Origin of the sequence: Mesorhizobium sp. M1B.F.Ca.ET.045.04.1.1, assembly GCF_003952465.1 — a bacterium.
Lineage (GTDB): Bacteria > Pseudomonadota > Alphaproteobacteria > Rhizobiales > Rhizobiaceae > Mesorhizobium > Mesorhizobium shonense.
This window is the reverse complement of record NZ_CP034448.1, coordinates 3,893,706-3,910,864: the sequence shown is the minus strand read 5'-3', so window position 1 is coordinate 3,910,864 and position 17,159 is coordinate 3,893,706. Positions and strand designations below refer to the sequence as shown.

The window sequence follows — 17,159 nt, the reverse complement described above, 5'->3', positions numbered from 1 at the left end:
TTATCACCCAAACCCACCGCCCCTATCCACCACGGACAGAGGGATGCCAAAACGTGACGGCTCTCTCGACGAGAGCGACCACGCCATAAAAGACCGAACCCGCCAGTGCTGCAACTGCGATTTCGGCCCAAACCATGTCGATGTTCATCCGCCCGACTTCGGTCGAAATGCGGAATCCCATGCCCACCACCGGCGTGCCGAAGAACTCCGCGACGATGGCGCCGATCAGCGCCAGCGTCGAATTGATCTTCAGCGCATTGAAGATGAACGGCATTGCCGCCGGCAGCCTGAGTTTCAAGAGCGTCGGCCAGTAGCCCGACGCATAGGTGCGCATCAAATCGCGCTCCATATGGCCGGAGGCGGCGAGCCCGGCCACCGTGTTCACCAGCATCGGGAAGAAGGTCATGATGATGACGACCGCCGCCTTGGACGGCCAGTCGAAGCCGAACCACATGACCATGATCGGGGCGACGCCGATGATCGGCAGCGCCGACACCATGTTGCCGATCGGCAGCAGCCCACGCCTGAGGAACGGCACGCGATCGGCGAGGATGGCGACGACGAAGCCGGCGAGATTGCCGACGATGTAGCCGATCAGCACCGCCTTGAAGATCGTCTGCCGCACATCCGATCCCAGGATCGGCAACGAGTTGGCGATGCGCGCGCCGATGGCGCTCGGCGGCGGCAAAAGGATGAACGGGATTCCGGCGCCGCGCGTCACCGCTTCCCAGATGATCAGTATCCAGGCGCCGAAGATCGCCGGGATGATCAGGCGCAGGGCAGTCTTCGCCCCATTGGCTGCGGGCCTTAGCGAAGACAAGAGGGCGACGCAGCGCCAGGCCAGCAGCCAGGCGGCGGCGAGAGCCAGGAAATAGGGCGCCAGCGCCGTGCCCTCGAAGCCGGCGATGCCCTTGATCAGCAGCCAGGCCGCGATATGCGCGCCGATGAACAGCACGGCCGCCTCGACGACAGGCGCGAGCCTGACCGCCGAGACCAATGCCGCGATCAGCAGCAATCCGAGGATCAGCCCCTTCGTGCCCATATACGGGTAGATGGTCGTCGCCGTGGGTTGCGCGAGCGCAGCCGCTTCCGGCTTCGACATCGCACCGAGCGCCAATGCGACGAGGCAAAAGAGGATCGCCAGCACAGCTTGCCAGGACGGTTTCAGCCAGGTCATGCCGGCCTCCCGCCCATGGCGCGGTCGACGAGCCGGCCGGCGATGCCGACCACCATGACCAGCAGCGCCGCGACCACGGAGCCTGCGACCAGCGCCGACCAGATATCGATGGTCTGGCTGTAATAGGCGCCGGACAAAAGCTTGGCGCCGATGCCGGCGACCGCGCCCGTCGGCAGTTCGCCGACGATCGCGCCGACGAGGCTCGCCGCCACCGCAACCTTCATCGAGGTGAACAGGAACGGCACCGAGGCCGGTACCCTGAGCTTCCAGAAGGTCTGCGAGCGGCTGGCATTATAGGTGTGCATCAGGTCGAGATGCATGATCTCGGGCGAGCGCAGCCCCTTCACCATGCCCACTGCAACCGGGAAGAACGACAGATAGGTCGAGATCAGCGCCTTCGGGATCAGCCCGGTGATGCCGACCGCGGCCAGCACCACGATGATCATCGGCGCCACCGCCAGGATCGGAATGGTCTGCGAGGCGATGATCCACGGCATCAAGCTGCGGTCGAGCGTCGTCACATGCACGATGCCGACCGCAATCACGATGCCGAGTGCGGTGCCGAAGGCAAAGCCGAGCAGCGTCGAGGACAGCGTCACCCAGGCATTGTAGACCAGGCTGCGGTTCGAGGTGACGCTGCGCAGAAAAGTGTTCTCGAAGAAGTTCACCGCCACCTGATGCGGCGCCGGCAGCGTCGGCTTCGGCTGCGACAAAGTCTTGCCGATGAATTCGACTGTGCCGGGTGTTTCGTTGGCCCTCTGGTCGAGGTCGCGCTGGAACGGCGCGTTGAGGATGACGGCGAAGACATACCAGAGGACGACCACGCCAGCGAGGATCGTGGTTACCGGGATGATCCTGGAACGGAAGGAGTCCATCAGCGGCTCCCTCCTCCTCTCCCCACCGGGGAGAGGGTGGCCGGAGCGAAGCGAAGGCCGGGTGCCTTCGCTTTCTGTGCCGCGGCGTTCGTTCTTTTCGTCATCCTAGGGCGAAGCAAGGAGCGAAGCGACGCGGCGCAGACCCTAGGATCCATGCCGTTACCTGGACGTTCCACAGCGGTGCCGAACATGATTCCCAGCGCTGCGCCTCGGGCGCATTTTCTCCGCCGTTTTGACCCTTCCGCCGAGGTCACGGCATGGATCCTAGGGTCTGCGCTCCGCTTCGCGTCGCTCCGCCCTAGGATGACGAAATCGCGATTGGCCGCCCCCTCACCCGGCCGCTGCGCGGCCACCCTCTCCCCGACGGGGAGAGGAGGGCGCGTATCCGCCACCCCCTCAATCCTCATAGCTGTGCCCCGCCCTCAACCCATCGCGCACGCGGGCGGCGATCGCCAGGAATTCCGGCGTCTCGCGGATGTCGAGCGGCCGGCGCCTCGGCAGCGTCGATTCGATGACGTCGGTGACGCGGCCGGGCCGCGGCGACATCACCACGATGCGTGTCGAGAGATAGACCGCCTCGGGGATCGAATGGGTTACGAAGCAGATCGTCTTGTTGGTCCGGCCCCAGAGAGAAAGAAGCTGTTCGTTCAAATGGTCGCGCACGATCTCGTCGAGCGCGCCGAACGGCTCGTCCATCAGAAGCAGGTCGGCGTCGAAGGCGAGCGCGCGCGCGATCGAGGCGCGCTGCTGCATGCCGCCGGAAAGCTGCCAGGGATACTTCTTCTCGAAGCCGGAGAGGTTGACGAGCTCCATGGTGCGCTTGATGCGCTCAGCCTGCTCGGCCTGGCTGAGGCCGATGATCTCCAGCGGCAGCGCCACGTTGCGTTCGATCGTGCGCCAGGGAAAAAGCGCCGCCGCCTGGAAGACGTAGCCGTAGGCGCGTTTCTCGCGCGCCTGCTCCGGCGAAATTCCGTTGACGGAGATCGCTCCCGAGGTCGGCTTCTCCAGGTCCGCGATGACGCGCAGCAAGGTCGTCTTGCCGCAGCCGGAGGGGCCGATGAAGGAGACGAACTCGCCCTTGCCGATGGTGAGATCGACATTGGACAGCGCCTGCACCGGACCGTCACTGGTCTGAAAGGTGAGGCCAAGCTTGCTTGCCGAAACGACGGCTGGCGACTGTCCGCTCATTGGCAGAAACCTGCCTTTCGCAGCCGCTGCCGTGCAGGATGAAATCCCGTTGCTTTTGCGTTGATGTTGCTTTCCACTCGTCCAGTCCCACTCGATCGACGCCCGGAGCCTTGCCGATGTCGCCTAAACCCGCTTGTCATCTTATTCGCCCTGAAAGCACTTATGAAGGCAAGCAGGGGCTGAGCTATTTCGCCGGCATTGCCGCCGAAACGGTCGGTTCCTCCGGCATCTGCATGCATCTCCTGACCATGCCGCCCGGCGCCCGCGCCAAGGCGCACATGCATGAGAACCACGAGACGGCGATCTACGTGCTCTCCGGCGAAGTGCACACCTGGTATGGCGGCCGGCTCGAGCACCACATCGTCGTCAAGGCCGGCGACCTCTTCTACATTCCGGCCGGCGTGCCGCACCTGCCCGCCAATCTGAGCGGCGCGCCATCTTCGGCCGTCATTGCCCGCACCGATCCCAACGAGCAGGAAAGCGTCGTCCTGCTGCCGGAATTGGATGCGCTGGTTGCCTGAAGCTGAAGGATGGGCTCTCGCCGTTATTTGCACCGGGAGACTTCGCCCATCACATTGCCGCCTTCGTCGGTCACCACCAGCTTCTTCGCATTCTTTTTGCTGCGCTTGATGGTGAACTTGATCGGCGCCTGCCCCTCTTCGCCTTCCGCCTCGCATTGTGCTTGCACCACAAGTGATCCGTCGGCCTGAGTCTGCTTGTCGCTGAAGGTGCAGGCGCTGGCGGCCGTGATCAGTTCCTTGTCGGTCAAAAGCAGCATCCGATCGGCGGCGACTTCCTGGCCGTTTCTGTTGATGCAGCCATACTTGTCGCCATAGGGCTTGCTGAGATCAATGCCCGCGGCGAATGCCTGGCCGGCAGCCAGCAGCGCGGCGGCCGTGACTACGAGATAAATGGCGCGCACGCTTAAACTCCCGTCGCCGGAATGCCGGACCGCTCCACCTTGCGCGGTGCGGAAATCTCCTTCCAGGTCGACAGCGCCCGGTTGACCGCTGCGTTCGGCTCGCGGGCGACGAACTCGCCATGGCCGATCTTGGCCTTGACGTCCGCCTCCTCGATCGACAGCTCGCCGCGCGAGAAGACGAAGCGCGGCAGGCCGGTCACCTCGAAACCTTCGAAGACGTTGTAGTCGATCACGGACTGCTGCTTCTTGGCCGTGATCGTCTTCTTGCGCTTCGGATCCCAGACCACGATGTCGGCATCAGCACCTTCGACGATCGCGCCCTTCTTCGGATACATGTTGAGGATCTTGGCGATGTTGGTCGAGGTCACCGCGACGAACTCGTTCATCGTCAGCCGACCAGTGTTGACGCCAGTGGTCCACAGGATGGGCAAGCGGTCCTCGAGGCCGCCGGTGCCGTTCGGGATCTTGGTGAAGTCGCCGATGCCGTTGCGCTTCTGCTTGGTGGTGAAGGAGCAATGGTCGGTCGCCACCACCTGCAGCGAGCCGGCCTGCAGGCCAGCCCACAGCGAATCCTGGTGCCACTTGCTGCGGAAAGGCGGGCTCATCACACGGCGCGCCGCATGGTCCCAGTCCTTGTTGAAATATTCGGTTTCGTCGAGCGTCAGGTGCTGGATCAGCGGCTCGCCGAACACCCGCATGCCCTTCTGGCGGGCGCGGCGGATGGCCTCGTGGCTCTGCTCGCAGGAGACATGCACGACATAGAGCGGCACGCCGGCCATGTCGGCGATCATGATGGCGCGGTTTGTCGCCTCGCCCTCCACTTCCGGCGGACGCGAATAGGCATGACCTTCGGGGCCGTTGTTGCCGGCGGCAAGCAGCTTCTGCGAAAGCGCCGCGACCACGTCGCCGTTCTCGGCGTGCACCAGCGGTAGCGCGCCGAGGTCGGCGCAGCGCTGGAACGACGCATACATCTCGTCGTCGTCGACCATCAGCGCGCCCTTATAGGCCATGAAGTGCTTGAACGAGGTGATGCCCCTGTCGACGACGGTCGCCATCTCGTCGAACACCTGCTTGCCCCACCAGGTGATAGCCATGTGGAAGGAATAGTCGCAAGCCGCCTTCGAGGTCTTGTTGTCCCACATCTGCAGCGCTTCGAGCAGCGACTGCTGCGGCGCCGGCAGGCAGAAATCGACCACCATGGTCGTGCCGCCGGAGAGCGCGGCGCGCGTGCCGGACTCGAAATCGTCGGCCGAATAGGTGCCCATGAAAGGCATTTCGAGATGGGTGTGCGGATCGATGCCGCCCGGCATGACATAGCAGCCGGTGGCGTCGAACTCGTGATCGCCATGCAGACCCGAGCCGATGGCGATGATCTTGCCGTGGCTGAACACCACGTCCGCCTTCCAGGTGCGGTCGGCCGTGACGATGGTGCCGTTCTTGATGACTTTGGTCATTCTCTTGTTCCCCTGATCTTTCGCGCTTCTTTGCGAGCGGTGTTTTGGGAGGTGATTGGTCTAGCCGATCATTCGACGATTCCCGCCGTTTCGACCACCGCGTGGAACAGCACGTCGGCGCCCGCCGCCGCCCATTCCTTGGAGATGTCCTCGGCCTCGTTGTGGCTTAGCCCGCCGACGCAGGGGCACATGACCATCGTCGCCGGCGCCACCTTGGCCGCCCAGCAGGCGTCGTGACCGGCGCCGGAAATGAGATTCATGTGGCTGTAGCCCAGCTTCTCCGCCGCCGTGCGCACGCGGCCGACCAGCGTCGGATCGAACGTCACCGGATCGAAATGGCCGACCGCCTCGACCGAGCATTTCACCCCGAGCGGCTCGCAGATCTTCGGCGCTTCCTTCTCGATGCGGGCGCGCATGCCGTCGAGCTTCGCCTGGTCCGGCGAGCGGATGTCGACGGTGAAGATCACCGTGCCCGGCAGCACGTTGCGCGAATTCGGCGAGAACTTCACCTGGCCGACACCGCCGACGGCGCCGGGCTGGTTCTCCATGGCGACCGTCTGCACCATCTCCAGGATGCGCGCCATGGCGAGCCCCGCATTGACGCGCATGTTCATGGGCGTCGAGCCGGTATGCGCTTCCCTGCCGGTCAGCGTGAATTCCAGCCACCACAGCCCCTGGCAGTGGGTCACCACGCCGATCTGCTTGTTCTCGGTCTCCAGGATCGGCCCCTGCTCGATATGGTATTCGAAATAGGCGTGCATCTTGCGCGCGCCGACCTTCTCGTCGCCCACCCAGCCGATCCGCTTCAACTCGTCGCCGAAGGTCAGGCCGTCGAGATCCTTGCGAGCATAGGCGTAGTCTTGGCTGTGCACGCCGGCGAACACGCCGGAGGCAAGCATGGCCGGCGCGAAGCGCGCGCCCTCTTCGTTCGTCCAGTTGGTGACGACGATCGGATGCTTGGTCTTGATGCCGAGATCGTTGAGCGAGCGCACGACTTCCAGGCCAGAGAGCACACCGAGCACGCCGTCATATTTGCCGCCGGTCGGCTGGGTATCGAGGTGGGAGCCGACATAGACCGGCAGCGCGTCCGGATCGGTGCCGGCGCGCGTCATGAACATGGTGCCCATCTGGTCCACGCCCATGGTAAGTCCGGCCTCGTCGCACCAGGACTTGAACAGCTCCCGGCCCTGTTTGTCGGAATCGGTGAGCGTCTGGCGATTGTTGCCGCCGGCAATGCCGGGACCGATCTTCGCCATCTCCATGATGGAGTCCCACAAACGGTCTGAATTCACTCGCAGATTCTCGCCGGGGGCGGCCATTGAAAGTCCTCTCATTCACGTCTCCGGCCGGGCGGCAGTTCCCGACGCCGCCCGGCCGGAAGCAGTTTAGTCTATCGAGCGCAGAACGTCCCTGACATGGTCGATCAGTTCGTTGATCTGGCCCTTGGTGATGATCAGCGGCGGCGACAGCGCGATGATGTCACCGGTGGTGCGAATCAGTGCGCCGCGCTCGAACGCCTTGACGAAGGCCGAGAAGGCCCGCTTGGTCGGGCTTCCGGCGATCGGCGCCAGCTCGATCGCGCCGATCAGGCCGATGTTGCGGATGTCGATGACATGCGGCTCGCCCTTCAGCGAGTGCAGCGCGTCTTCCCAGTAGGACGAGAGCTCCTCGCCGCGGGTCAGCAGGCCCTCTTCCTTGTAGGTGTCTAAAGTGCCCAGCGCCGCGGCACAGGCGATCGGGTTACCCGAATAGGTGTAGCCGTGGAAGAACTCGATCATGTGCTCGGGGCCGGTCATGAAGGCGTCGTGGATCTCCTTCTTGACGAACACCGCGCCCATCGGGATGACGCCGTTGGAGACGCCCTTTGCCGTGGTCATGATATCGGGCGTGACGCCGAAATAGTCCGCCGCGAACGGCGCGCCGAGGCGGCCGAAACCGGTGATCACTTCATCAAAAATCAACAATATGCCGTGCTTGGTGCAGATTTCCCGAAGTTTCTGCAGATAGCCCTTCGGCGGCAGTATGACGCCGGTCGAGCCCGCGACCGGCTCGACGATGACAGCTGCGATGGTCGAAGCGTCATGCAAGGTCACGAGGCGCTCGAGTTCGTTCGCCAGTTCCGCGCCGTGCTCCGGCACGCCCTTCGAGAAGGCGTTCTTCTCCGGCAGATGTGTGTGCGGCAGATGGTCGACGCCGCCGAGCAGCGTGCCGAACATCTTGCGGTTGCTGACGATGCCCCCGACGGAGATGCCGCCGAAATTGACGCCGTGATAGCCGCGCTCGCGGCCGATGAGGCGGGCGCGCGAGCCCTCGCCCCTGACGCGATGATAGGCGATCGCCATCTTCAGCGCGGTCTCGACCGATTCCGAGCCGGAATTGGTGAAGAAGACATGGTCCATGCCCTTCGGCGCGATATCGACCAGGCGGTTCGCCAGCTCGAACACGATCGGGTGGCCCATCTGGAAGGCCGGCGCATAGTCGAGCTCCGCAGCCTGGCTCTGAATCGCCTCGGTGATCTTCGGCCGGCAGTGGCCGGCGTTGACGCACCAGAGGCCGGCGGTGCCGTCGAGCACCTTGCGGCCGTCGCTCGTCGTGTAGTGCATGTCCTTGGCGGACACGAACATGCGCGGCGCCTGCTTGAACTGCCGGTTTGCCGTGAACGGCATCCAGAATGCGCTGAGATCGTTCGGCGTGACTTTCAGCCGGTTGGACATGACCAAGAATTCCCCTTGTAGCCTGTTTCGGTGCGCTAACGCTTGGTCTTCCCAAGGCTTGGTCTTCGTTGCGTTTTCGTGCTACGCAAAATTTTGACCGGTTGGACAAACGTTAGCACCGCCCTGTCGGCGGTCAAGGGACTACTAACGGAAATGCGGCATCAAAAGCGCGCTCCACGGCCCGAAGAAAAACTGGTCCAGAGAATTGGTCCAGAGAGGCCGAACGGCGACGACTGGCAAGGATGACGGACACGATGGAAGGCTCAGCTCCCCGCCGCACCCGCATCCAGCAGGAAAAGCGCGAACTCATCCTCGAGGCCGCGCTCGAAGTCTTCTCCACCAACGGCTTTCGTGGCTCGACCATCGACCAAATCGCCGAAGCCGCCGGCATGTCGAAGCCGAACCTTCTCTATTATTTCCGCCGCAAGGAGGACATTCACGAGACGTTGATGCAGCGGCTGCTCGACACCTGGCTGGCGCCGCTGCGGGAGCTGGACGACATCGGCGATCCGATGACCGAGCTCAGGAGCTACATTCGCCGCAAGCTCGAAATGGCGCGCGATTTCCCGCGCGAAAGCCGGCTCTTCGCCAACGAGATCCTGCAAGGCGCGCCGCGCATCATGCCGATGCTGGAGGGCGAGCTGAAGACGCTGGTCGACGAGAAGGCCGCCGTCATCAAGGGCTGGATGCGCGCCGGCAAGATCGCCCGCACCGACCCCTGGCACCTGATCTTCTCGATCTGGGCGACGACGCAGCACTACGCCGATTTCGACGTCCAGGTGCGCGCCGTGCTCGGCGCCGACCGCGGCGGCGACGGCCGCTTCGAGGACGCTGCGCGCTTCCTCGAGCAGCTGTTCCTCGATGGCTTGAAGCCGAAGGGCTAGCGTCTCGTCATACCAGCTCAGCGGGCCGGAACAACTTGCGAGCCGTTTGGTTGTTGCTGCCCTTGGAGATTGGCCGAAGCCACTCAGCTTCGTCATCCACGGGCGGAGCAAGGAGCGTAGCGACGCAGCGCAGACCCGAGGATCCATTCCGTGACCTCGGAGCGCCGCTACCGTCCAGAATTCTGCACCGCTGCACCCCACGGCAAAGGTAACGGAATGGATCCTCGGGTCTCCGCGTCCGCTTCGCTCCCGCTCCGCCCGTGGATGACGAAGCCGATAGGCCTGCGACCAACCAACCTCACGCGCTGCGCCGTTCGGCCGGCTGCGCTTCGAGCAGCTTCTTGAGCTTGGCGATCGAGTTCTGCTCAGGCAACGGCGTGTAGACGATCAGCCGCATGTCCGAGCCGTCGTCGATCGACAGGCTCATATGCTCGAAGGCCATCGCGCCGGCGGTAGGGTGGCGGACGTGCTTCACTCCCGTCAGCCTTCGCGCCACGTCCCGCCGCGGCCACCAGTCGCGGAACTCCGGGCTGGAGCGCATCATCAGCGCGATAAGCCGTTCGAAATCCGGATCGCCGACATATTTGGCGCTCTCGGCACGAAACGAAGGGAGCACCACGCGGGCGAGCTCTTCCCAGTCGACCAGCAGCCGCCGGTGGTGCGGGCTGGTGAACACCAGATGCACGATGTTGCGGGCATCGCCCTCCAGCAGGCCGTAGTCGCCGAACACGGCAACCGCCGCATCGTTCCAGGCCAGCACGTCCCAGCGCCGGCCAACCACATAGGCCGGCTGCAGGACGAGGCTTTGCAACATATGCAGCAGCGTCCCATCGGCCCTTTCGGGCGCCGCCACCCGACGCTCGGGCTGCTGGCGGCCGGCGAGGATGAACAGATGCCGCTTCTCGACGGCATCGAGGCGCAGCGCCTCTGAGAGCGCCGTCAGCACTTCCACCGACGGCCGCACGTCCCTGCCCTGCTCCAGCCAGGTGTACCAGGTGGTGCCGACGCCGGCGATCATCGCCACTTCCTCGCGCCTCAGTCCGGGCGTGCGCCGCCTGGCGCCGGTCGCGATGCCAATGTCGGCAGGCGACAGCCTCTCACGGCGTGAACGCAGGAAAGCGCCAAGCTCGCGGCGGCGGCTGTCCTCGGGGGAATGGGTCACGGCATCCATGAAGCTATTATAGCAGTACTGATACCAGGATAAAGTTTGAACTGTTTGGGATGCGCGCCGCGCCCCATCTTCTCGTTCAGAGCAGCATAAGGAGGCTCTGAACATGGAACTGAAGAACAAGACCGTTCTCGTCACCGGTTCGACCGACGGTGTCGGCCGTGTCGTCGCCGAAAGGCTCGGCGCCGCCGGCGCTCGCGTGCTGGTGCATGGCCGCGACGAAGGCCGCGGCAAGGCGACAGTCGCCGCCATCGAAGCCAAGGGCGGCAGGGCCGAATTTCTCGTCGCCGATCTCGCGTCGCTTGCCGAGGCGCGCCGCCTCGCCGAAGCCGTGCGCGAAAGGACCGACCGGCTCGACATTTTGATCAACAATGCCGGCGTGGGCACCGGCGGCCAGGGTGCGAAACGGCAGGTGAGCGCCGACGGCCATGAGCTGCGCTTCGCCGTCAACTATCTCGCCGGCTTCCTGCTGACGTCGGAGCTGCTGCCCTTGCTCAAGAAAAGCGCGCCGGCGCGCATCGTCAATGTCGCGTCGGCCGGCCAGCAGGCGATCGATTTCGACGACGTCATGCTGACCCGCGGCTACAGCGGCGTGCGCGCCTATTGCCAGAGCAAGCTGGCGCAGATCCTGTTCACCATCGATCTGGCCGAACAGCTCAAAGGCAGCGGCGTCACCGTCAATGCCCTTCACCCGGCGAGCTACATGGACACCACCATGGTCCGGCAGGCCGGCGTCACGCCGTGGAGTTCCGTCGAGACCGGCGCCGACGCCATCCTCAACCTCGCGTCGTCATCGGCGCTCGAAGGACGCAGCGGCCTCTATTTCGACGGCCAGCGGGAATCGCGCGCCGACGCGCAAGCCTATGACGAAAAGGCCCGCCGCCGGTTGCGGGCCCTCAGCCTCGAACTGACCGGGTACTCTTCAGCGGCATCCAGGAAACAGCATCCATGAGCGAGAACATCGAACATTGCGTGATCATCGGCGGCTCGTCCGGCATCGGCCTTGCCACGGCCAAACGGCTGGTCGGCCCCGGCATGAAAGTCACGATTACCGGCCGCAACGAGGAGAAGCTGAAAAGCGCCTGGAAGAGCCTTGGCGGCACCGTCGGCAAGGCCGCCTTCGATGCGAGCAAGCCGGATGAGGTCCGGAATTTCTTCGATAACCTCGGTCCGTTCGATCATCTCGTTCTGGCCGCCAGCGGCGGCAAGGGACTGGGGCCGTTCGCGACGCTAGACCTTGCCGACATCGGCAGCGGCGTCGACGAGAAGATCCGGCCGCAGCTGGCCTGTCTGCAGGCGGCCCTGCCGACCTTGAACAAAGCCGGATCGGTCACCTTCATTTCGGCCGTCTCGGCGCAGCTCGCCACACCCGGCGTCGCCGGCATCGGCGCCATCAACGGCATGCTTTTGACCGTGGCGCCGATCCTGGCGGTCGAGCTGAAGCCGCTGCGTGTCAATGTCGTGGCGCCCGGCGTCATCGACACGCCCTGGTGGGACTTTTTGCCTGACGAGCAGCGGCAAGCGGTGTTTGCCGAATATGCCGGCAAGACCCCCGTCGGCCGCATCGGCCGCGCCGAGGACGTCGCCGCGGCAATAGCCTTCCTGGTCTCCAACAGCTTCATGACCGGCCAGGTGCTGACCTGCGACGGCGGGCTGCGCTTTGCCGCGTGAACCGGACAGCAATCGAAGGTCTGCGCCGCCCCTCATCCGCCTGCCGGCACCTTCTCCCCGTATATGACGGGGAGAAGGGACTGGCCGCGGCCTTGGCGCTCGTTCTGCAACGCTGGCGATTGGCGAAACCGTCGAGGACGGCGTCTTTCTCCCCGTCACTATACGGGGAGAAATGCCCGGCAGGGCAATGAGGGGCGGCGCCACCGTCGGCGATTGGGTGCGGCGACCAGTTCCTCCTCTGTCTTAGCCTTGGGTATTCAGTTCACTAGGAGCGGCGTGAACGCCATCGTGGCGGCACTATAAACTCCCGGCTATGCGGCTTGCGCGATCAGCGCCAGGAAGCCGCCGGCCAAGGCAATGTTGCCGACGAAGCCGTTGATGCGGGAGGCGCGATCCGGACCCTGATGGTCCCAGAAATTGTGGAACATCGGCGTCGCGGCAATGAGGAACAGGACAAGGCTTGCCGCCGCCAGCGCGGTCCAAAGGCCGGCGATCACCAGCGCGCCGGCGACGACCTGCAGCACGATGCCCAGCCACAATGCATGGCCCGCCCGCGGCACGCCGCGCGCCGCCATCATCGGGATGAGCAGGTTCCTGTTCTGGATGTTGCGCAGGCCGGCGAAGACGAAGGCGCCGCCAAGCAGCAGGCGGGCGGCAAACAGAACCTCGTTTCTGAAAATTCTCAACCATGTCATTGATCTCGCAAATGAAAGCGCGCGAGCACGCGACAGACCCGCGCGCCGGTCTAAACCCTCAGGCGGCCTTCGCGGCCGGCATCGGATGGATGGCGTGGAAGGACACGCAGAGCCGGTTCCAGGTGTTGATCATGCCGACCGCCACCGTCAGCTTGACCAGTTCCTCCTCCGAGAAATGCTCCAGCGTGCTCGCGTAGAGATCGTCCGGAACGCCGTTGCCGGAAATGTTCGTCACCTTCTCGGTCCAGGCGAGCGCGGCACGCTCGCGCTCGGAAAACAGCGGCGATTCCTTCCAGGCGGCGACCAGATAGAGCCGGGTCTCGGTCTCGCCGTCCCGTCGCGCCTCACGGCTGTGCATCTCGACGCAGTAGGAGCAGCCGTTGATCTGCGAGGCCCTGAGCTTGACGAGATGCATCAGGCTTGCCTCGAGCCCGCACTCCTCGACGGCCTTGTTGAGCGCCATCACCGCCTTCATGATTTCAGGCGCCTTGGCGAAGAACTGCAGCCTCTGTTTCATCGTCTTTCCTTCTAGGTTTTTGGGTGGATTTAGAGGTGGGTCTAGATCTGCTTGGATGAAGCGGATTTCTGCGGCCGCTGGTGACGCTCGACGAAGGCGCAGCTTGCCGCGATCGAACGGGGATCGCCTTCCGCGGCGTAGTTCGCCACGATGTCGGATACCTTCACCTCGGCAAGCGCCGTGCGGTAGGCGCGCTCGGCCTTCAGCATCGCGGCGTTGATGCCGCATGGCTTCACATAGGCCGAGGCGTCGAGCCTGACCGGGCCGCGCTGGCGGATCTCGCCGCAGCGGAAGGCCGGCTCCCGGCCTTCGACCGCCAGCACGATGTCGAGCAGCGTGATGCGCTCTGCTGGCCGCGCCAGCCGATAGCCGCCGGAAGGCCCGGAGACCGATTCCAGGATGCCAGCCGCCGTAAGCTGATTGAGATGTTTCAAGAGATAGCTCGGCGACAGGCCGAAGGCCTCGGCCATGGCGGCGCCCGACATGGTGCTGTTGCCGTCGACACCGGCAAGCATGGAGGCGCAGTGGATCGCCGCTTCGACCCCTTCTCCCAGCTTCATGGCCTTTCGCTCCTATTCATGGATAACTTTTATCATGGATATTTTTTATCTGCAATAGCCGTTGCTCACGGCAGCTTCTATCCGAAGGTCGGCGCTGCCCCTCACCTGCCTGCCGGCATCCTCTCCCCGTATAGCGACGGGGAGAGGGACGCCCCTCATGGATGATTTCGCCGATCGCCAGCGCTGCAGGAGGGGAGCCAGCGTTGCGACAAGTCCCCTTCTCCCCGTCACTATACGGGGAGAAGGTCCCAGCAGGGGGATGAGGGGCGGCGCCGGCTTCGATAGTTGACGGGTCGTGCGTAAAAAATGACGGTCGTGCGCACAAAAAAATCGCCCCGTGAGCACACAGGGCGATCGAGTCAAGCCTACAAGGACGAAAGCCTATTCCGCGGCCACCTTGGCCATCGGGTTGTTCGGGTGCGTCGTCCAGTTGGCGTAGATCGGCGACACCGGCTTGCCGGTGCGCCGGTCCATCGCGCCCGCCGCCAGCGGCTCCATGGTGATGCAGCCTTCCACCGGGCAGACGTTGACGCAGAGGTTGCAGCCGACGCATTCGGCCTCGATCACCTCGAAATGTCGCTTGCCGTCCACCATTGCGGTGATCGCCTGGTGCGAGGTGTCCTCGCAGGCGATGTGGCAGCGGCCGCATTTGATGCAGGCATCCTGGTCGATATGCGCCTTGGCGACATAGTTGAGGTTGAGATACTGCCAGTCGGTGACGTTGGGCGTGGCGCGGCCGACGATGTCGGAGAGCGAGGCATGGCCCTTCTCGTCCATCCAGTTCTCCAGCCCCGCAATCATCTCCTGCACGATCTTGAAGCCATAGGTCATGGCCGCGGTGCAGACCTGCACGTTGCCGGCGCCGAGCGCCATGAATTCGGCCGCGTCCCGCCAGGTGGTGATGCCGCCGATACCGGAGATCGGCAGGCCATGCGTTTCCGGATCGCGCGCGATCTCGGCCACCATGTTCATGGCGATCGGTTTCACCGCCGGGCCGCAATAGCCGCCATGCGAGCCCTTGCCGTCGATGGTCGGCTGCAGCGCGAAACTGTCGAGGTCGACGCCGGTGATCGAATTGATGGTGTTGATCAGCGACACCGCGTCGGTGCCGCCGGCTTTCGCCGCCCTCGCAGGCTTGCGGATGTCGGTGATGTTGGGCGTGAGCTTGGTGATAACCGGCATGCGCGTGTACTGCTTGCACCAGCGCACCACCATCTCGATATATTCCGGCACCTGGCCGACGGCCGAGCCCATGCCGCGCTCGCTCATGCCGTGCGGGCAGCCGAAATTGAGCTCGATGCCGTCGGCGCCGGTCTCCTCGACCAACGGCAGGATCGCCTTCCAACTCTCCTCCTCGCAAGGCACCATGATCGAGGCGACCAGCGCCCGATCCGGCCAATTCATCTTCACCTGCTTCATCTCGCGCAAATTGGTCTGCAGGTCGCGGTCGGTGATCAGCTCGATGTTGTTCAGGCCGAGCAGCCGGCGGTCGGCGCCCCAGATCGCGCCGTAGCGGGGACCGTTGACGTTGACGACAGGCGGCCCCTCTTCGCCGAGTGTCTTCCAGACCACGCCGCCCCAGCCGGCCTTGAAGGCGCGCTCGACATTATAGGCCTTGTCGGTCGGTGGCGCGGAAGCCAGCCAGAACGGATTGGGCGACTTGATGCCGACGAAAGTGTTGCGGATGTCTGCCATGCTCATGCCCTCCCGTTAGAGGTCAGTGCCCGGTGGATGCTCTCGGCGGCGTCGCGCCCTTGAGCCACGGCCGAGACCGTCAGGTCGTCGCCGCCGAAGATGCAGTCGCCGCCCGCCCAGACCTTCGCCAGCGAGGTGCGGCCTTCAGCATCGACCTTGATGCGGCCGCCTTCGAGTTCGATTCGTTCGCCACTGCCGTTGAGATGAGCCGGCACGAAGCTCTGGCCGATCGCCTTGAACACCTGGTCGGCGACGAGCGTAAGCCGTTCACCGGTGCCGGCGAGCTTGTCGCCATTCATTGCGGTGTATTCGAGCTCGATGGCCGACACCTTGCCGTTCTCGGCAATGACGCGCTTCGGCTGCAGCCAATGGCGGATGGTGACGCCGTTGGCCGCGGCGAGATCCTGCTCGAAGCCGGAGGCGTTCATGTGCTCCTGGCCTCGGCGGTAGCAGACCGTCACCTCTTCAGCGCCGAGCAGCTTCGACTGCACGGCGGCGTCGATCGCCGTCATGCCGCCGCCGATGACGACGACGCGCCGGCCGACCGGCAGGCCGGAAAGGTCGCTTGCCTGCCTGAGCTCGGCGATGAACTCGACGGCGTTGGCGACACCGTCCGCATCCTCGCCGTCGGCGCGGAGCGCATTGACGCCGCCAAGGCCGAGACCGAGGAAGACTGCATCGTAGTTGCGGATCAGGTCGGATAGCTGGAAGTCTCGGCCGAGCGCCTTGCCGTTCTGGATGTCGATGCCGCCGATCGATGTCACATAGTCGACCTCTGCCTGGGCGAAATCGTCGACGCTCTTATAGGCGGCGATGCCGTATTCGTTGAGGCCGCCGGCCTTCGGGCGGGCCTCGAGAATGGTGACGTCGTGGCCATGGCGAGCCAGACGATGCGCGGCCGCGAGACCTGACGGCCCGGCGCCGACCACGGCGACCGTCTTTCCGGTCGCTTCGGCGCGCTGATAAAACTGTTTGTTTTCGTCCATCGCGACATCGGTCGCGTAGCGCTGCAGCCGGCCTATCTGCACCGGCTTGCCCTCCGCCACTTCGCGCACGCAGACCTCTTCGCAGAGCGTCTCGGTCGGGCAGACGCGGGCGCACATGCCGCCGAGTATGTTCTGGTCGAAAATGGTCTTGGCCGAGCCCAGCGGATTGCCGGTCGCGATCTGCCGGATGAACATCGGGATGTCGATCGAGGTCGGGCATGCATTCATGCACGGAGCGTCGTAGCAGAAATAGCAGCGGTCGGCCTCGACCAGCGCCTCGTGATGATCGAGCGGTGGGTGCAGGTCGGAAAAATTGTCGGCATATTGCTCGGCCGACAGCCGGCCGCCGGCAATGCCTTCGATGAAATGACCAGTCGCCATTCCAATTCCCCTTGTTTTGCTTTGTTTTGGGGAAGGCTAGCACGTTTTATTTTTTTATCAATTGGTCAATTTTCGGCCAAGCCACTGTAATGGCTGGATAAAACATGATAATTGCAGTCATGTTATATTGGTAAGATCCGGCGTGAGCGATATCCGGCGCATGGATCGACAACCCCTCGTCGACGGCAAGGAAGTCGAAAACGACAAAGCGCGCAGGAATGCGGACGAAAGTGCCTTGCCGCCGTCGATTTGCGGCCCATGTCGGATTTCTG

General features: G+C 64.2%; 17 protein-coding genes. 4 read left to right on the top strand and 13 right to left on the bottom strand.

Annotation, left to right across the window (positions count from 1 at the left end):
• Positions 1 to 22 precede the first annotated feature (22 nt).
• The 3 genes from EJ071_RS18975 to EJ071_RS18960 all read right to left on the bottom strand — a co-directional run bounded on the left by EJ071_RS18975 (position 23) and on the right by EJ071_RS18960 (position 3,240).
• Positions 23 to 1,177 carry an ABC transporter permease gene (locus tag EJ071_RS18975; protein WP_126099218.1) on the bottom strand — a complete coding sequence of 385 codons (1,155 nt, stop codon included), beginning with the start codon at positions 1,175 to 1,177 and terminating at the stop codon, positions 23 to 25.
• The gene (locus tag EJ071_RS18970; RefSeq protein ID WP_126099217.1) at positions 1,174 to 2,052 is read right to left on the bottom strand and encodes an ABC transporter permease; all 879 of its coding nucleotides are present in this window, start codon (positions 2,050 to 2,052) and stop codon (positions 1,174 to 1,176) included. The genes EJ071_RS18975 and EJ071_RS18970 overlap by 4 nt, the downstream gene beginning before the upstream one ends.
• 396 nt (positions 2,053 to 2,448) lie before the next feature.
• Positions 2,449 to 3,240: an ABC transporter ATP-binding protein gene (locus EJ071_RS18960; protein WP_126099216.1), complete on the bottom strand. Its 792-nt coding sequence runs from the start codon at positions 3,238 to 3,240 to the stop codon at positions 2,449 to 2,451.
• 110 nt (positions 3,241 to 3,350) lie between these two features.
• On the opposite strand from EJ071_RS18960, the gene EJ071_RS18955 reads away from it, so the two are divergent.
• A complete protein-coding gene (locus tag EJ071_RS18955; protein WP_189521101.1) occupies positions 3,351 to 3,761 on the top strand; it encodes a cupin domain-containing protein in 411 nt (136 codons plus the stop codon).
• A gap of 23 nt (positions 3,762 to 3,784) precedes the next feature.
• On the opposite strand, the gene EJ071_RS18950 is transcribed toward EJ071_RS18955, so the two are convergent.
• The 4 genes from EJ071_RS18950 to EJ071_RS18935 form a co-directional block, all read right to left on the bottom strand.
• A complete protein-coding gene (locus EJ071_RS18950) occupies positions 3,785 to 4,162 on the bottom strand; it encodes a hypothetical protein (RefSeq protein ID WP_126099214.1) in 378 nt (125 codons plus the stop codon).
• A gap of 2 nt (positions 4,163 to 4,164) precedes the next feature.
• Positions 4,165 to 5,616: a dihydropyrimidinase gene (hydA, locus tag EJ071_RS18945; RefSeq protein WP_126099213.1), complete on the bottom strand. Its 1,452-nt coding sequence runs from the start codon at positions 5,614 to 5,616 to the stop codon at positions 4,165 to 4,167.
• Between the two features lie 68 nt (positions 5,617 to 5,684).
• Entirely contained in the window at positions 5,685 to 6,935 is a 1,251-nt protein-coding gene (locus tag EJ071_RS18940) for a Zn-dependent hydrolase (protein ID WP_126102645.1), read from the bottom strand.
• A gap of 66 nt (positions 6,936 to 7,001) precedes the next feature.
• Positions 7,002 to 8,330 carry an aspartate aminotransferase family protein gene (locus EJ071_RS18935; RefSeq protein ID WP_126099212.1) on the bottom strand — a complete coding sequence of 443 codons (1,329 nt, stop codon included), beginning with the start codon at positions 8,328 to 8,330 and terminating at the stop codon, positions 7,002 to 7,004.
• A 254-nt stretch (positions 8,331 to 8,584) separates the two neighbouring features.
• Between EJ071_RS18935 and EJ071_RS18930 the strand changes: the two genes are divergently transcribed.
• A complete protein-coding gene (locus EJ071_RS18930; RefSeq protein WP_126102644.1) occupies positions 8,585 to 9,214 on the top strand; it encodes a TetR family transcriptional regulator C-terminal domain-containing protein in 630 nt (209 codons plus the stop codon).
• Positions 9,215 to 9,512: 298 nt separating this feature from the next.
• Here EJ071_RS18930 and EJ071_RS18925 read toward each other — a convergent pair whose 3' ends face one another.
• Positions 9,513 to 10,385, bottom strand: a complete 873-nt coding sequence (locus EJ071_RS18925) for a helix-turn-helix transcriptional regulator (RefSeq protein WP_126099211.1) — start codon at positions 10,383 to 10,385, stop codon at positions 9,513 to 9,515.
• A 103-nt stretch (positions 10,386 to 10,488) separates the two neighbouring features.
• Between EJ071_RS18925 and EJ071_RS18920 the strand changes: the two genes are divergently transcribed.
• Both EJ071_RS18920 and EJ071_RS18915 read left to right on the top strand, forming a co-directional pair.
• Entirely contained in the window at positions 10,489 to 11,334 is an 846-nt protein-coding gene (locus EJ071_RS18920) for an SDR family NAD(P)-dependent oxidoreductase (RefSeq protein WP_126099210.1), read from the top strand.
• Positions 11,331 to 12,053, top strand: a complete 723-nt coding sequence (locus EJ071_RS18915) for an SDR family oxidoreductase (protein ID WP_126099209.1) — start codon at positions 11,331 to 11,333, stop codon at positions 12,051 to 12,053. Before EJ071_RS18920 ends, EJ071_RS18915 begins: the two co-directional genes overlap by 4 nt.
• Positions 12,054 to 12,364: 311 nt before the next feature.
• Here EJ071_RS18915 and EJ071_RS18910 read toward each other — a convergent pair whose 3' ends face one another.
• The 5 genes from EJ071_RS18910 to EJ071_RS18885 all read right to left on the bottom strand — a co-directional run bounded on the left by EJ071_RS18910 (position 12,365) and on the right by EJ071_RS18885 (position 16,887).
• Positions 12,365 to 12,739, bottom strand: a complete 375-nt coding sequence (locus tag EJ071_RS18910; RefSeq protein WP_245459918.1) for a DoxX family protein — start codon at positions 12,737 to 12,739, stop codon at positions 12,365 to 12,367.
• A gap of 67 nt (positions 12,740 to 12,806) precedes the next feature.
• Positions 12,807 to 13,265 (bottom strand): carboxymuconolactone decarboxylase family protein, encoded by a 459-nt coding sequence (locus EJ071_RS18905; protein ID WP_126099207.1) that lies wholly within the window; start codon positions 13,263 to 13,265, stop codon positions 12,807 to 12,809.
• 41 nt (positions 13,266 to 13,306) lie between these two features.
• The gene (locus EJ071_RS18900) at positions 13,307 to 13,825 is read right to left on the bottom strand and encodes an Rrf2 family transcriptional regulator (RefSeq protein ID WP_126099206.1); all 519 of its coding nucleotides are present in this window, start codon (positions 13,823 to 13,825) and stop codon (positions 13,307 to 13,309) included.
• A 381-nt stretch (positions 13,826 to 14,206) separates the two neighbouring features.
• Positions 14,207 to 15,520 (bottom strand): NAD-dependent dihydropyrimidine dehydrogenase subunit PreA, encoded by a 1,314-nt coding sequence (gene preA, locus EJ071_RS18890; protein WP_126099205.1) that lies wholly within the window; start codon positions 15,518 to 15,520, stop codon positions 14,207 to 14,209.
• 2 nt (positions 15,521 to 15,522) lie between these two features.
• A complete protein-coding gene (locus EJ071_RS18885) occupies positions 15,523 to 16,887 on the bottom strand; it encodes an NAD(P)-dependent oxidoreductase (RefSeq protein WP_126099204.1) in 1,365 nt (454 codons plus the stop codon).
• Between the last annotated feature and the right edge of the window lie 272 nt (positions 16,888 to 17,159).

Excerpts from the sequence above, each read along its gene's own strand:
- EJ071_RS18905 (WP_126099207.1), bottom strand. The coding sequence starts at position 13,265 with ATGAAACAGAGGCTGCAGTTCTTCGCCAAGGCGCCTGAAATCATGAAG.
- EJ071_RS18915 (WP_126099209.1), top strand. The coding sequence starts at position 11,331 with ATGAGCGAGAACATCGAACATTGCGTGATCATCGGCGGCTCGTCCGGC.
- EJ071_RS18940 (WP_126102645.1), bottom strand. The coding sequence starts at position 6,935 with ATGGCCGCCCCCGGCGAGAATCTGCGAGTGAATTCAGACCGTTTGTGG.
- EJ071_RS18925 (WP_126099211.1), bottom strand. The coding sequence starts at position 10,385 with ATGGATGCCGTGACCCATTCCCCCGAGGACAGCCGCCGCCGCGAGCTT.
- EJ071_RS18930 (WP_126102644.1), top strand. The coding sequence starts at position 8,585 with ATGGAAGGCTCAGCTCCCCGCCGCACCCGCATCCAGCAGGAAAAGCGC.
- EJ071_RS18885 (WP_126099204.1), bottom strand. The coding sequence starts at position 16,887 with ATGGCGACTGGTCATTTCATCGAAGGCATTGCCGGCGGCCGGCTGTCG.
- hydA (WP_126099213.1), bottom strand. The coding sequence starts at position 5,616 with ATGACCAAAGTCATCAAGAACGGCACCATCGTCACGGCCGACCGCACC.
- EJ071_RS18900 (WP_126099206.1), bottom strand. The coding sequence starts at position 13,825 with ATGAAGCTGGGAGAAGGGGTCGAAGCGGCGATCCACTGCGCCTCCATG.
- preA (WP_126099205.1), bottom strand. The coding sequence starts at position 15,520 with ATGGCAGACATCCGCAACACTTTCGTCGGCATCAAGTCGCCCAATCCG.
- EJ071_RS18920 (WP_126099210.1), top strand. The coding sequence starts at position 10,489 with ATGGAACTGAAGAACAAGACCGTTCTCGTCACCGGTTCGACCGACGGT.
- EJ071_RS18960 (WP_126099216.1), bottom strand. The coding sequence starts at position 3,240 with ATGAGCGGACAGTCGCCAGCCGTCGTTTCGGCAAGCAAGCTTGGCCTC.
- EJ071_RS18935 (WP_126099212.1), bottom strand. The coding sequence starts at position 8,330 with ATGTCCAACCGGCTGAAAGTCACGCCGAACGATCTCAGCGCATTCTGG.
- EJ071_RS18975 (WP_126099218.1), bottom strand. The coding sequence starts at position 1,177 with ATGACCTGGCTGAAACCGTCCTGGCAAGCTGTGCTGGCGATCCTCTTT.
- EJ071_RS18970 (WP_126099217.1), bottom strand. The coding sequence starts at position 2,052 with ATGGACTCCTTCCGTTCCAGGATCATCCCGGTAACCACGATCCTCGCT.